At 40.9% G+C, this 14,146-nt stretch carries 14 protein-coding genes and 1 tRNA gene; 11 read left to right on the top strand and 4 right to left on the bottom strand.

Translation table 11 applies throughout. The annotated features are described in order from the left end of the window. Window positions 1-5: 5 nt before the first annotated feature. The 11 genes from Q4534_RS20885 (at window position 6) to Q4534_RS20835 (ending at window position 13,137) form a co-directional block, all read left to right on the top strand. Window positions 6-773: an SGNH/GDSL hydrolase family protein gene (locus Q4534_RS20885; RefSeq protein ID WP_303615098.1), complete on the top strand. Its 768-nt coding sequence runs from the start codon at window positions 6-8 to the stop codon at window positions 771-773. Between the two features lie 7 nt (window positions 774-780). Continuing rightward, window positions 781-1,695 carry a succinylglutamate desuccinylase/aspartoacylase family protein gene (locus tag Q4534_RS20880; protein ID WP_303615097.1) on the top strand — a complete coding sequence of 305 codons (915 nt, stop codon included), beginning with the start codon at window positions 781-783 and terminating at the stop codon, window positions 1,693-1,695. Beyond that, complete coding sequence (locus Q4534_RS20875; protein WP_303615096.1) at window positions 1,685-2,509, top strand: SDR family NAD(P)-dependent oxidoreductase; 825 nt, start codon at window positions 1,685-1,687, stop codon at window positions 2,507-2,509. Before Q4534_RS20880 ends, Q4534_RS20875 begins: the two co-directional genes overlap by 11 nt. Beyond that, the gene (locus Q4534_RS20870; RefSeq protein ID WP_303615095.1) at window positions 2,506-3,597 is read left to right on the top strand and encodes a pyridoxal-phosphate dependent enzyme; all 1,092 of its coding nucleotides are present in this window, start codon (window positions 2,506-2,508) and stop codon (window positions 3,595-3,597) included. Before Q4534_RS20875 ends, Q4534_RS20870 begins: the two co-directional genes overlap by 4 nt. 19 nt (window positions 3,598-3,616) lie before the next feature. Further along, window positions 3,617-4,528, top strand: a complete 912-nt coding sequence (locus Q4534_RS20865) for a dihydrodipicolinate synthase family protein (protein WP_303615094.1) — start codon at window positions 3,617-3,619, stop codon at window positions 4,526-4,528. A 271-nt stretch (window positions 4,529-4,799) separates the two neighbouring features. Further along, window positions 4,800-5,180: a RidA family protein gene (locus Q4534_RS20860; protein WP_303615093.1), complete on the top strand. Its 381-nt coding sequence runs from the start codon at window positions 4,800-4,802 to the stop codon at window positions 5,178-5,180. Further along, window positions 5,170-6,666, top strand: coding sequence for a M81 family metallopeptidase (locus tag Q4534_RS20855; protein ID WP_303615092.1), 1,497 nt, complete (start codon window positions 5,170-5,172; stop codon window positions 6,664-6,666). The genes Q4534_RS20860 and Q4534_RS20855 overlap by 11 nt, the downstream gene beginning before the upstream one ends. Next, window positions 6,663-7,526, top strand: coding sequence for an SMP-30/gluconolactonase/LRE family protein (locus Q4534_RS20850; protein ID WP_303615091.1), 864 nt, complete (start codon window positions 6,663-6,665; stop codon window positions 7,524-7,526). The genes Q4534_RS20855 and Q4534_RS20850 overlap by 4 nt, the downstream gene beginning before the upstream one ends. 30 nt (window positions 7,527-7,556) lie before the next feature. Next, window positions 7,557-8,543, top strand: a complete 987-nt coding sequence (locus tag Q4534_RS20845) for a Gfo/Idh/MocA family protein (protein ID WP_303615090.1) — start codon at window positions 7,557-7,559, stop codon at window positions 8,541-8,543. A 30-nt stretch (window positions 8,544-8,573) separates the two neighbouring features. Continuing rightward, window positions 8,574-11,132: a sodium:solute symporter family transporter gene (locus Q4534_RS20840; RefSeq protein ID WP_303615089.1), complete on the top strand. Its 2,559-nt coding sequence runs from the start codon at window positions 8,574-8,576 to the stop codon at window positions 11,130-11,132. Window positions 11,133-11,655: 523 nt separating this feature from the next. Continuing rightward, window positions 11,656-13,137: a Do family serine endopeptidase gene (locus Q4534_RS20835; protein WP_303615088.1), complete on the top strand. Its 1,482-nt coding sequence runs from the start codon at window positions 11,656-11,658 to the stop codon at window positions 13,135-13,137. A gap of 84 nt (window positions 13,138-13,221) precedes the next feature. Here Q4534_RS20835 and Q4534_RS20830 read toward each other — a convergent pair whose 3' ends face one another. The 4 genes from Q4534_RS20830 to Q4534_RS20815 all read right to left on the bottom strand — a co-directional run bounded on the left by Q4534_RS20830 (window position 13,222) and on the right by Q4534_RS20815 (window position 14,146). Next, window positions 13,222-13,335, bottom strand: coding sequence for a GIY-YIG nuclease family protein (locus Q4534_RS20830; protein WP_303615087.1), 114 nt, complete (start codon window positions 13,333-13,335; stop codon window positions 13,222-13,224). 94 nt (window positions 13,336-13,429) lie between these two features. Next, window positions 13,430-13,687 (bottom strand): GIY-YIG nuclease family protein, encoded by a 258-nt coding sequence (locus tag Q4534_RS20825; RefSeq protein ID WP_303615086.1) that lies wholly within the window; start codon window positions 13,685-13,687, stop codon window positions 13,430-13,432. Between the two features lie 94 nt (window positions 13,688-13,781). After that, a complete protein-coding gene (locus tag Q4534_RS20820; protein ID WP_303615085.1) occupies window positions 13,782-14,039 on the bottom strand; it encodes a GIY-YIG nuclease family protein in 258 nt (85 codons plus the stop codon). A gap of 34 nt (window positions 14,040-14,073) precedes the next feature. Beyond that, window positions 14,074-14,146: transfer RNA gene (locus Q4534_RS20815), tRNA-Val, on the bottom strand.

The raw sequence follows: 14,146 nt of genomic DNA, 5'->3' as shown, positions 1-14,146 counted from the left end.
TATATATGAGAAAAAATACAGTCCTTGTTTTGGCTTTACTATGGATATTTCCCTTTGCAGTTTTGGCTGATTGTTTGCCTACAAATGGAGGAAAACCAATTGAGGTAGAAGCTTCTTCATTGGGAGAACAAGCCCTTAAAATTGTCGCTTTTGGCAATTCCATAACTGCCACAAGGAATACCATTGATCAGGTTTTTGCCCAAAGACTGCCTTCACTTCTTTCAGCGGAAGGTATCGAAGCAGAAGTGATTAATTCCGGGATTCCCGGAAGTCATACCGGCAGCATAAAAGACCACGATTTGTTTAAAATAAAACATGCTAGGGACAGATTTGAAACGGATGTGCTGGCACATGATCCTGATTTGGTAATCATAGGTTTTGGGACAAACGATGCCCATATTGATGGTTCCGAGCCTGTTGGACAATCAAGGATTCCATTAAAGCAGTATAAACGTAACCTTAAATTTATGATTAAGGAGCTTCAGAGCATTGGTGTTGATGTGATTTTAATAGCCCCAAACGGGCTTAGGGGTAAATATCCAGAATACCAAAATGTAAGGTTGGCGCAATATGTAGAAGTTGTGAAAAAATTGTCGGAAAAATACAATACAGGACTCATAGATAATTTCAAACTATTTTCTGCTTACTATGCACAAGATAAATCGGGGGAAGAATTATTGTTAGATGGAGTGCATCCCAATGACAAGGGACATGCATTAATGGCTGAAAGAATAAGTCAAGAAATAGTGAAAATCGAAATGTTAAAAAATTAAATAAGAAATGGCTGAATTATTTTCTTCCCGAGTTATAAAATCCGCAAAAGAAGGTCCACAAGGGCTTATTATTGCAGGAGTTCACGGAGATGAATACGAACCTGTCTTGGCGGTATTAGAGCTAATGAATCAATTGGAAGGCAAGCTGGCTTCCGGTTCTGTTACCCTTGTACCGATCACCAATAGAAATGCCTACTTCTCCGCAGCACGAGTTGGGGAAGACCACCTAGACCTTGCCAGGACTTGTCCGGGAAATGCCAATGGTAGCATTACTGAACAAGTGGCGGTGGAAATCAGCGAAATGATTAAAAAGGCAGATTTTTTTATTGATATGCATACCGGAGGTGATTTGTTTGACATCTCTCCACTTTCAGGTTATATGCTTCACCCGAACTCAAAGGTATTGGAAACACAAAGAGCCATGGCAGAAGCCTTTAACTTGCCTATTGTTTGGGGTACAAGTCCAGAATTGGAAGGAAGAACCCTGTCGGTGGCTAGAGATGCCAATGTGCCTGCTATTTATAGCGAGTATAGAGGGGCTGGGTTTCACTCTGAAGGAGTTAATGATCTGGTAGAGGGCTGTAAGAATGTATTGCAGTATTTTGGTATGTTGTCGGACCAGAAGTGTCAGGTGAAACCAAAGGTTAAAATCGAAGATGATAAACCGGGAAGCGGTCATTTGCAGGTGATGCACCCTGCGCCGGAAGAAGGAATATTTCTACCCTCTGTAGATTTGGGAGATCTAGTTACAAAAGGGGATAAATTAGGGTGTTTATTAAGAGAAAATGGTGAAAAAGGAGCAGAGATCCCAGCCCAGCAATCAGGGATGGTATTCTTGAAAAGGGCAGTACCAATGGCCAAAGCAGGAGAAGCATTGGCTGGGATTTTACCTGTAAATAAAAAAGTATACGATGAAAAGTGAAGCGGATAAAAAGCAAAGGGTTGTAATTGTAACCGGAGCATCCAGAGGCATAGGCAAGGCGATTACCGAGGCATTTGTTGCCAATGGGGATTTAGTGACCATGGTTTCTGAAAACAAAGAAGAATTGTTGGCGGCGGCAACCTCCATTTCAAAACCGGAGAATGTTCTGGTTTTGCATGGGGACTTGGCCATAGATGGTTTTGTTGATGAAATAGTGGAGGTAACCTTCAGCAAATGGGGGAAAATAGATGTGTTGATTAATAATGCTGCTTGGAGAACCATTGAGACCTTAAAGACCATTTCCATACAAGACTGGGAAAAGACCATAAAAATTTGTCTTACCTCTCCGGTATTTCTGTCAAAACTTGCAGCAAAAAAAATGGAATCAGCAAATAATGGAGGTGTGATTGTTCACATGAGTAGCGTTATGGCGAATAGAGCAGGAGGGACAAGCCCGGCTTATATTGCCGCAAAGGGAGCATTGCTGAGTTTAACTTATGAAATGGCTGCCTTGTACGGTTCGTCGGGGATCAGGGTAGTAGCGGTTTGTCCCGGAAATGTTACCACAGCTATGAGCAGTGATTTCAAAGACCAAAATGGTAGCAATGTGAGCGAAAGCTTGGTCGGAGAAATGGAAGGCATGACACCTTTACAACGAAGTGCCAGCCCCGAAGAAATTGCCAATGGCGTATTCTGGTTGGCTTCTGATAAGGCCTCATTTGTCAATGGAACATCATTGACAATAGATGGTGGCTTCGCACATAATTTCAACAGTTATAAAAGTAAAAAACTACAATTCCCCAACGAATTTTGAAAGGAATAGACAAATACACACAATTATTAAACCTCCCGGAAGGCATAGCACCTTTTACTTTGGGAGAGGGGAATACCCCGCTGGTTAAATCAAGACAGATTGGTCCGGCCTTGGGCTTTCCAAACCTTTATTTTAAACTGGAATCTGCGAATCCATCAGGCTCCTACAAAGATCGTTTTGCAGCCTATGCGGTAGCAGATGTACTAGCGAACAAGGGAAGACTTTGTTTGGCCACTTCTAGTGGGAACACAGGAGCAGCACTTGCGGCCTATTCGGCAGCAGCAGGAATCCCTTGCAAAATAGCCATAGTGGATGGAGCTCCTGAAGGGAAATTAAAACAAATGAGAGCCTATGGTGCCGCTTTGTATGTCATCAAAGGTTTTGGGAAAAACAAAGAGGCTACAGAAAAGGTCTTTAATAAGCTTGGGGAAGTGGCAGCTGAAAATCAAACCCGCTTACAGGTAAGTGCCTTCAAATACAGTCCTGTAGGTATGACAGGTGTGCAAACCCTAAGTTTTGAGCTTGCAGAAGACTTGGAGAGGGTAGATAATGTATTTGTACCATCAGGGGGAGGAGGCTTGACCTTGGCTGTAGCCCGGGGTTTCCAAAGATGGAAAGAAGAGTATGCTGATTTTGAAGTACCTAGAGTGCATTGTGTTCAGCCCGAAGGAAATGATACGATAGCAGGTAACCTTAGGAAAGGCTTGGATGAAGCCAAAGCTGTTGAAAACGCCACCACCAAGGTGAGTGGACTTCAGGTAGCTGTGGTAATTGATGGAAATGAGACTTTACAAGCGTGTAAAAGTACTGCCGGGAATGGCTTTTTGGTAAGTGATGAAGAGACTTTTGAATGCCAGCGATTATTGGCGATAAAAGAAGGGATATATGCTGAACCTGCCGGCGCAGTAGCTTTAGCCGGTTTTATGAAAGCAGTGGAAAATGGTGAATTGGATAAAAATGCCAACGCAGTTTGTATAGTTTCGGGGAGTGGTTTCAAAGACCCCGAAGCCACCGATAATTTGATAGTTCAAAACCCGGTAAGTTATTTAGAAAGTTATAAAGAAATGGATCAATATTTTGCAGTATAAAAGACAAATCAAGTAAACTATGTATGAGAATTTAAAAGGGGTGTGGCCAGCAATGCTTACGCCTATGGATGGAAATGGACGTCCTGAGTTTAAGCAATTGGAGAAGTGGGTAGAGGAATTGTTATCCCAAGGAGTAGATGGTTTGTATCTGCTAGGTTCCACGGGGCAAGGGTTTTTGCTTAGTGAAGAAGATCGGAAAAAGGTAACGGAAATTACTGCAAGTGTTAATGCCGGCAAGGTGCCAATTATGGTACAGGTTGGATCAATGACTACGCAGGAGTCCGTACGTTTGGCCAAACATGCTTCTCAGTGTAAAGTTGACGGAATATCTTCTGTGGCCCCTGTGTATTATGGTCCCGCAGATGGGAGTTCCGGGATGGCTTTGAAACATTATGAGTCAATCGCGACAGCCAGCGATTTGCCTTTCTTTCCTTACCAATTGGGGGCGGCTAGCTTTTCAGATGGCTTGGTAGGTTTTGTTGATAAATTGCTGAAGATGCCCAATATGGTTGGCATGAAACTTACCACCAATAATCTGCTAGATATCAGTACGATTTCTTACAGTTCAAAAGGTAAGCTGGTGCTTTTTAGTGGAGCAGATGAGTTAATGTGTCAAGCCGTATTATGTGGCACCAATGGTGCGATCGGTTCTTACTATAACGTATTTGAGCGAGAGTGCAAGTATGTTAGGAATGAATTCGTAAATGGAAATGTGAAACTAGGAACAGACTTTATGTTGGTGTTCCAAGAAGTGATTGCTGAATCCTTACCGAATATTTGGACTTTCTTTAGACAGGCCATTCAAATGAGATACAGTGTTGATATCGGGCCATCGATTGCTCCTGTTGGCAATACCAATAAAGTTTGGGAAGAGAAGAAAGTGGAGGAATTAGTAAACCGTGTAATAAAAGCTGCTAAAATAGATGGTTAAGTCCTAGGTGTGTAGTTGAATTCTTAATAAAATGGGGGAATAGTTCCGGGTTTGCAGGTTCTTGGTAAACGAACTGAAGTCTCAGCTTTTAGTTGGTATTATTCCCTTGTGATTTGCCTCTATCCGAGATAATCGAGGCAGTTTATAAGGAATTCTTTTGCATAAAATGACTTAAAAACAATATTTGACATTTTAGATCGGTAAATTGAAATTGAAAACCAACCACCTTTATTAAAGGTGATAATTTGTATTAAAACTATTCAATAATATTATGGTAAAAAAAGAAGTCGTTTCAGGAGAAGGTGTTCCAAAAAGTGCTTTGCCTTTTTCTCCGGCACTTAAAGTGAATGATTTGGTATTTGTTTCCGGTCAGGCATCTGTAGATGAAAACGGAAATATTGTTAACGATACTTTTGAAGGAGAAGTGAGAAGGTCTTTCGAAAACGCCAGAAAGATATTGGCAGCGGCAGGTTTGGATTTTAGTGACGTGGTTCAAGTAAGAAATTATGTTGGAAATCAGGAAGATTTGGCAGCATTCAATGTCATTTATAAGGATTATTTTCAGGAACCTTACCCTGCTAGAACAACCTTGATAGGATGTTTGGGTACTTTACTGAAGTTTGAAGTTGACCTATTGGCGCATGCAAAATAATTCAAAAAAGCGGATAGGTATCATTGGTGTATACCATGAGTCAAATACCTTTTTGGATCAGGAGACAACCTGGAAAGATTTTGAAAATGGGCATATGCTATATGGGGAAGATATTATTGAAGAATATCGCTCCGCTTTCCATGAGATTGGTGGGATCGTTGAGGTTTTGAGCGCTGAGGATGATATAACGCTTGTTCCCATATTTTATGGAGAAGCTACCCCCGGAGGAATCATTGCAGAAGCTACGGCTGAGCGTTTGTTGGAAGAGTTGAGCCGTACTTTGAAAGAGAACCTTCCATTGGATGGTTTGATGGTAGTGCCCCATGGTGCTGCAGTAAGTGTTCCTTATTTGGATTTTGATGGTCATTGGTTAACAATGGTTCGGGAGATTATGGGGCCTGATCTTCCTGTTATAGGGACGATTGATCCCCATTGCAACTTAAGTCCTAAGATGGTGGAGGCCTTAGATGCACTTGTTGCCTATAAAACCAACCCCCATGTGGATCAAAGGGATGCGGGAAGATCAGCTGCTAAAATTATGGTAGACACCCTTAAGGGTGAAGTGAAACCGGAAATGGTCCTTTTTCAAACAAATGTTGCGATAAGTATCGAAATGCAACATACAGGTTCAGATCCTTGCAAACCATTGTTTGCCTTGGCAAGGAATATTATGGATGATCCTGAGGTCTTGTCCACAAATGTTGTTTTGGGATTTCCTTATGCTGATGTGCCGGAAATGGGTACCAGTTTTATTGTGATTACCAATAATGATAAAAAACTTGCTGACAAAAATGCAGCAATTCTCAATGATTATTTGCTAAAAAATCACGAAGATTTTTCGGGCAATAAGATAGGGTTGGATGAATTGCCTGAGCATATCAGTAAGGCAGAAAAGCCCTTGCTAATATTGGATATGGGAGACAATGTAGGTGGAGGTTCACCTGCAGACAGTACCTTTTTACTAGAGGTATTGGAATCCTGTCCCGGAGTAAAAGGTTTTATGTGTATTTATGATCCAGAAGCTGTGGCTGAAATAAAAGCCAAAAACCCTGAGGGGTATATTCCTGTGAAAATTGGAGCAAAATCAGACAATCTACACGGCAAAACCATGCTTATGGATGTAAAGTTGGAACGCATCGTCGATGGGAAGTTTACAGAGAAAGAACCAAGACATGGTGGGCAGGTTAATTTCAATATGGGAGAAACTGCAATTGTAACCAGCAAGGCGGGCAATACCATTATGCTGACCTCCTTACGGATAGTGCCATTCAGTTTACAGCAATTGATCCATTTTGATATTGATCCTACCACTTATGATGTATTGGTAGCCAAAGGAGTTAATGCACCATTGGCGGCCTACCAGCCGGTATGTAAATCCATTATCAGGGCCAACACTCCGGGTGTTACCCGTGCCGACATGGCGAGTTTGACCTACCAACACAGGAGAAAACCTTTGTTTCCATTAGATAAAATTGAAGTGAAATGACAAGAGAAAATCATGCATTCCAAGAGCTTCCCGAGGCCAAGACCATTCAACCTCAAATCATGCTGGAACTGGATTATTATACGGAGGGTCCTGTTCTTGGCAATGATGGTTCCCTTTATTATACAAACCTTGCCGGTGAAGGGATTTACAGGTATGAAGGTGGAGAACCCATTTTGTGGGGCAAAGGTAAGCGGCCAAACGGACAAGCCATTATGGCCAATGGAGACCACTTACTTTGTGACAGTTTAACTTCCAGAGTTGTACATTATGATCCCATGGGTAAAAAATTGGGAGATGTTTCGCCTGCCTTTATAAATGGAATAAAGATCAATTGTCCCAATGATATTGCTATTCATACCGATAAAGGCTTTTTCTTTACCGATTCCATAAGGCATAATGGAGGTGTTTATTTTGTGGGTTGGGATGGAGAGGCATTCGCTGTTGCTTCCGGCATAGATTTCCCAAATGGCATTGTTTACCATAAGGAAAAATCGCTCTTATATATTGCTGAGAGTTATAAAAATAGAGTGCTTAAAATTAATCTTAAGCTTCCGGAATCCAGCCCTGACTACATGACCATACTGGCCACTCTCCCTTTTAATGATAAGAATAGGGAGACAGGAAATCTTCCGGATGGATTGGCAATGGATATAGAAGGAAGGCTTTGGGTAGCTCATTATGGAATGCAGGCTATTCAGGTTCTTTCTGAATCAGGTGAATTACTTGCGAGCTATGATTCAGGAATCCCGCTTACCAGCAACCTTTGCTTTGCAGAGGGATATCTTTGGATAACCGGAGGTTTGGGTGAGCCGGGGCCGGGTAGATTGAGTCGAATCCATGTTGGTGTAAAAGGAATGTGATAAACCTAAATGAGGGGAACCAAGCAAAGAATGATAAGTATAGGAATTATTGGGGCAGGAAATTTTAGTTCTAGGCATATTGAAGCTATTCAGCAAATTCCGGAACTTGAAATCAGTGCAATTTGCAGAAGGGATCCGGCCTTACTGGCCAAGCTTGCTGATAAGTATAAGCTTTTGGGGGAGACAAATTACCTTGAATTAATAAATAACCCGAAGATTGATGCGGTGCTTATTGCCACGCCTCATCATTTGCATACCAAAATTGCCATTGAGGCTGCTTTAGCTGGAAAGCATATACTGCTGGAAAAGCCAATGGCTTCCACCTATGCGGATTGTAAAGCCATTAATGATGCCTGTAATCAATCAGGAGTAAAATTAATGATTGGTCAGGTTGCTCAGTTTTCCCCCGGTTTTGTAGCGGCAAAGCAATGTATTGCCTCAGGAGAAATCGGTGAAATATTTATGGTCAAGGCTACTTCAATTTCATTTTGGAAACATGGGGACAGGAAGGATTGGCATTTAAAGAAAATATCCGGTGGAGGGTATTTACTTACGGTGGCTATTCACCAATTGGATGCTTTATGTGCTTTGGTGCCTTCTGAAGTAAGTTGCGTTTCTGCCCATATGACCAATACTTTTCATGAAGATGAAGTGGATGATGGAGGAGTGATTTTGCTGGATTTTAAAAATGGACAAAAGGCCTCACTGCATTACACAGGTTTTAAGCAGGGGGTGAATGATATTTGCTTGGATCTTAATGGAAGTATGGGCAGTTTAAAAATAGACAATACCCAAGGTGCATTTTTGGGGAAAGATCAAAAGTATAGCCTTCTACCAGGCTCTTTTTCCAAAAATTGGATGAGCGAAGCTTTGGTAAATCAATGGAAGGAATTTTCCAGTGCTATACTTGAAAATCGAGAGCCTAGGGCTTCAGGAAATCACACCTTAAAGGTAATGAAAGTGGTATTTGCCGCTTTTGAATCCGCTTCTACAGGAAAGTCTATCAGGCTTAATTAAATAAAAAAATTACGATAATTAGAGATAAAAATGTATTCAACCTTAGAAAAACACTTTTTAATCAGCCTATTCTTAATATTCATAGTTTTTCAAGCAGTTGGTAAGGAAGTAGTTTGGGAGGAATTACCCGCTATTCCTGATAAAGAAGGATTTGCAGGGATGTTTGCCGGAACAAGCAATGGCGTGTTATTGGTAGGTGGCGGTGCCAATTTTCCGGGAAAAAGACCTTGGGAAGGCGGAGAAAAAGTTTGGTATGATGAAATCTATTTCATGGAGAACACCAAGACTGGCTGGGAACTGTCTACGCAAAAACTCCCCCAACCTCTGGCTTATTCTGTTTCAGGAACATATAAGGATAAAGTTTGGGTCATTGGTGGTAATGATGCTCAGGCGCATACCAATTTGGTGATTAGTTTGGTTTATCGGGATGGAGAAGTCGTTGTCGACAATGATTACCCACAACTCCCAATTCCGTTGGCAAGCATGACTGGAACGATTGTAAATGGTGTTTTTTATGTTTTAGGAGGACAGAAAACAACTACAGGTTTGGCAGAGAGAAAGTTTTATATGCTTGATTTAAAGCAAAAAAAGGGGGAGATGAAATGGGAGGAAGGCCCTGAATTCCCCGGAATGCCTAGAATCCAAGCAGTAGGAGCTTCTCACAAAGGATCATTTTATATTTTTAGTGGGTTTTCTCTCTTTAATAATACAGATGGAAGTCTGGGAAGAACTTTATTAAAGGATGCTTATAGGTATAATCCGGGAGAGCAACCGGGTCAAGGTATTTGGGAGAAATTAGAGGATTTGCCTAGAGGAGTGGCAGCAGCGCCTTCACCGGCATTTAGCCTAGGAGGAGATCATATTTTAATTGCAGGAGGTTTGGATGGGGAAACTTTACTACATACGGATCCTGCCAGTCATCCTGGTTTTTTGGATAAGATGTTGGCCTACAATAGCAATGCGAAGGAATGGGTGGAAATGGGAGAAATGCCTGAAGGTATTTCTAGAGTTACTGCACCTTCTGTTTTTTGGGAAGGATATTGGGTAGTTCCTAATGGGGAAAAAGGGCCGGGGGTTAGGTCCCCAAAAGTAATGGGCTTAGCCACACAAAACCCATTTGGTATGGCCAATTGGATAACCTTAGGGGCCTATTTGGCCTGCATGTTGGGGATAGGCTTTTATTTTTCTAGGAGGGAGAATACGACTACAGAGTACTTTTTAGCCGGTAAGCGAATTCCCTGGTGGGCCGCAGGGCTGAGCATATATGGTACCCAACTTAGTGCCATTACGTTTATGGCTATTCCAGTCATTGTCTACGCCACCAACTGGCGCTTAGCTGTGGGATCTTTTATGATATTGGCAATTGTCCCTTTGATAGTTAAATATTACCTGCCTTTTTTTAGAAGGTTGAATATTACTACGGCTTATCAATATTTGGAATTAAGGTTTGATGTAAGGGTTAGGTTATTGGGGAGTTTGACATTTATTTTGCTGCAATTGGCACGCATGGGAGTAGTGCTATATTTACCTGCCATAGCAATCTCCTCAGTTACCAATATGGACATCTTTCTTTGCATTGCCATAATGGGTGTTTTCAGTACCATTTATACTGTGTTAGGAGGGATGGAAGCAGTTATTTGGACAGATGTGATTCAGGTAGTTGTATTGTTGGGAGGAGCCTTGCTTTCCATTTTTATTGCAATTGCCAATATTGATGGGGGATTTTCTACAGTAGTTGAGGTGGGTATGAGATTCGAGAAATTTAAGTTAATTGACTGGTCCTGGGATTATACCCAACTTGTGTTTTGGGTGGCCATCATAGGTTTCTTCTTCTTGAATTTAATTCCTTATTCTTCTGATCAGGTAGTCATTCAGCGATACTTAACGGTAAAAAATGAAAAGGAGGCTGCAAAAAGTCTATGGACCAATGGCCTTATTACCATTCCGGGAATATTTTTGTTTTTTGGTTTAGGGACGGTGCTTTTCGTCTATTACCTTACCAATCCGGAAAAAATTGGAAGTGCTAATCCTGAGGAACTTTTGCCCTATTATATTGTAGCAGAACTTCCTCTTGGTATTGCCGGGTTGGTAATTGCTGGGATTTTTGCCGCAAGTATGTCTTCATTGGATAGTAGTATGAATAGTATTGCTACAGCTTATATTACAGATATCCATAAATACCTGAAGCCAGGGTTAAAAGACAAAGACTATCTGAAATTGGCTAAAATCATTACCATAATAATGGGTGTTTTTGGTACACTGACAGCCATTTGGATAGCAGCTACTGAAGTAGGGTTTATTTTTGACTTTTTCCAGAAACTATTAGGGATGATTGGTGGCTGCCTTGCAGGGGTTTTTATATTGGCTATTTTCAGTCAAAGAGCCAATGCTACAGGTGTGGTCATTGGCACCTTATCAGGGGCCGGTATAACTTTTCTGGTCAGTAGATTTACGGAGGTGAATGGCTACCTTTATGGAGCCATTGGAGTGGTGAGTTGTGTTGCAATAGGTTTTATTTTCAGTTTGATTTTTCCCAATAGCAAAAGTCAGCCGAAAGGACTTACTTACAAATCAATAATTAAGAGTTAGATTAGCTGATGCGCTTCAGTAAATCCAACTTGGCTTTAAAATATTGACAAAATGACAGTTTCAAACTGTCATTTTGTGCTTTTAAGTCCTTTTGAAATTAAAATTTGGAATGGTTTTGGATTGAATTATTTTATTCAAAGGATTAGGTGAGTTATTGATAAGCATCTTTGGTGTCATTTAATATTCCGAGGAATGTTTTTTATCATATTCTTGTGGTTTTTTTGCCAATGTGATAAGTTTGGCTGCATTCTTTCGAAAAAAAAGCCAAAAGGTTGTATAAAGGTTCAACCTTTTGACCTGACATCCTGTTAATAATATACAAGAGGTTAACTGCTTTGATTTGAATGAATGTGTGGATTATTTGGTTTCCGTTATTCAATAGAGAATAAGTTGAAAGAAATTTCCGTTTTTATGTTAAATGCTGTTAAATACGAAACCTAAAGAACAAGTGGCATCGTTTTAGAAGTGATTTTAGTATAAAATACTAGGTATTAATTGATGTAAATTAAAAGAAAGGTATACAATGAATAGAAAACAATTTTTCCTTGGGATCGTGCTTGCTTCTTTAATTGGAGGCTTGGTGGCTGTGCTTGGGGTTGGGCTATTGCAACCCAACCAAGAAACATCTACGAATTTTACAGAAAAGCAAAATGCTAGTTTAGTAAATTGGCTTAATGATGAAAATTTTGTGGTTCCTGAAGGGATTAATTTCGTAGCATCTGCGGCTCAGGTTACGCCTGCTGTGGTGCATGTAAGAAGTACAGTTACAGTAAGTAGAAGTCAGCAGGGAGTGGATCCAATGGAAGAATTATTTGGTTTTAGATCTCCGAGAGGTGAGTCTACTCCCAGAGAAGGAAGAAGTTCGGGTTCCGGAGCCGTGATTTCGGAGGATGGTTATATTGTCACCAATAACCATGTAATAGAGAATGCCACTAAGGTGGAGATTACTTTGGAAGATAACCGAAGGTTTACTGCAAGGGTAATAGGAGCAGATCCGACCACAGACCTTGCCTTATTAAAAATTGAGGCCAATAATCTTCCTTATATTCCATTTGGGGATTCAGACCAAGCGCAGATTGGTGAATGGGTGCTGGCAGTAGGAAATCCTTATGAATTGAATTCAACGGTAACAGCAGGGATAATAAGTGCTAAATCTAGGAATATTGGAATATTAAGGGATGAAAATAACCTACAGGTAGAATCCTTTATCCAAACCGATGCTGCGGTTAACCCCGGTAATTCCGGAGGCCCATTGGTGAATCTAAATGGGGAAATTGTTGGGATTAACACGGCTATAGCTTCCAGAACTGGTGGTTTTAGTGGTTATTCCTTTGCAGTACCAAGTAGCATCGCCAAGAAGGTAATGGATGACCTGTTAGAGTTTGGTGCCGTGCAAAGAGGTTTGTTAGGAGTGACCATTCAAGATGTCAATGCAGACCTTGAAGAAACTCTTGGTGAAGAAGTCAAGGCTGACAGAGGGGTGTTTGTTGTTGAAGTAAGAGAAGGCAGTGGTGGTGAAGAAGCCGGTCTGAAAAGAGGGGATGTTATCATAGGAGTAGATGGCGCAGATACCTATACTACTTCCTCTCTACAGGAAAGAGTAGCCAGAAAGCGTCCGGGAGACAAGGTTGTGGTTAAATTCCTTAGAGATGGCAAGGAAATGGAAACGACTGCTACACTTAAGAACACTTCAGGCGACACTAAAGTAGTGGTTAAAGTGCTTCCAAAAATCACTGAATTTGAAGGAGTGGTTTTTGAGGACCTGAAAGTAGATTATCAAGAAAGACTTGAGTTGGAAGGTGGAGCAACCATTACATCCATAGATAACAAAGTATGGAGAGAAGCAGGTGTGCAGGAAGGTTTTATTATCACCAAAATAGGTAGAACAAAAATACTTAGTGGCGAGGATGTTATTAAAGCACTAAAGAGCTATGAAGGTGAGGAAGTAATTATTTTAGGAGTTTATCCAAATGGTCAACGTTCCTATTACGAATTGGACCTATAACTTCCTAAAAAGTATTGTAATAAAGAATAAAAAGGCTACCAATTGGTAGCCTTTTTATTTAATGTGGTTTTGGGCAAAATTAGTCTATTCTCTTATGGAATTATGCCTTCGAACCCTCTCGTCAAGGTCGTCACAAGTAGCACCGATGTAGAAACGGTTTCTGGTTTTGGAGAACAATATATAAAAGTGGAAATCCATAAATAAAAAAAGCCTTTAAGATAAAGGCTTGATGTGGGAGTTGAGGGATTCGAACCCCCGATCCTTCCGATGTGAATCGGAATGCTCTATGTCGTTAAGTTTCTGAGTTAATTAGGGCTATTATTTTCTTTCGACTTTTCCATTTTTTCACTGCCCGCTCTCTGGCAAAGGCTTCCTCCTTAGTTTTAAAGTCTTCAGAATAAACCACCTTCCAGTCATTAAGCTTTCCGGTAAAGCCTTTTTTATGTAATGAGTTATGCCTTCGAACCCTCTCGTCAAGGTTATCACAAGTAGCACCGATGTAGAAACGGTTTCTGGTTTTGGAGAACAATATATAAAAGTGGCAATCCATAAATAAAAAAAGCCTTTAAGATAAAGGCTTGATGTGGGAGTTGAGGGATTCGAACCCCCGACCCTTCCGATGTGAATCGGAATGCTCTATATCGTTAAGTTTCTGAGTTAATTAGGGCTATTATTTTCTTTCGACTTTTCCATTTTTTCACTGCCCGCTCTCTGGCAAAGGCTTCCTCCTTAGTTTTAAAGTCTTCAGAATAAACCACCTTCCAGTCATTAAGCTTTCCGGTAAAGCCTTTTTTATGTAATGAGTTATGCCTTCGAACCCTCTCGTCAAGGTCGTCACAAGTAGCACCGATGTAGAAACGGTTTCTGGTTTTGGAGAACAATATATAAAAGTGGCAATCCATAAATAAAAAAAGCCTTTAAGATAAAGGCTTGATGTGGGAGTTGAGGGATTCGAACCCCCGACCCTCTGCTTGTAAGGCAGATGCTCTGAACCAACTGAGCTAAACTC

The organism is Cyclobacterium sp. 1_MG-2023, assembly GCF_030546805.1.
GTDB lineage: Bacteria > Bacteroidota > Bacteroidia > Cytophagales > Cyclobacteriaceae > Cyclobacterium.
The sequence above is the reverse complement of the archived record's forward strand: the minus strand, read 5'-3'. Positions and strand labels throughout refer to the sequence as shown.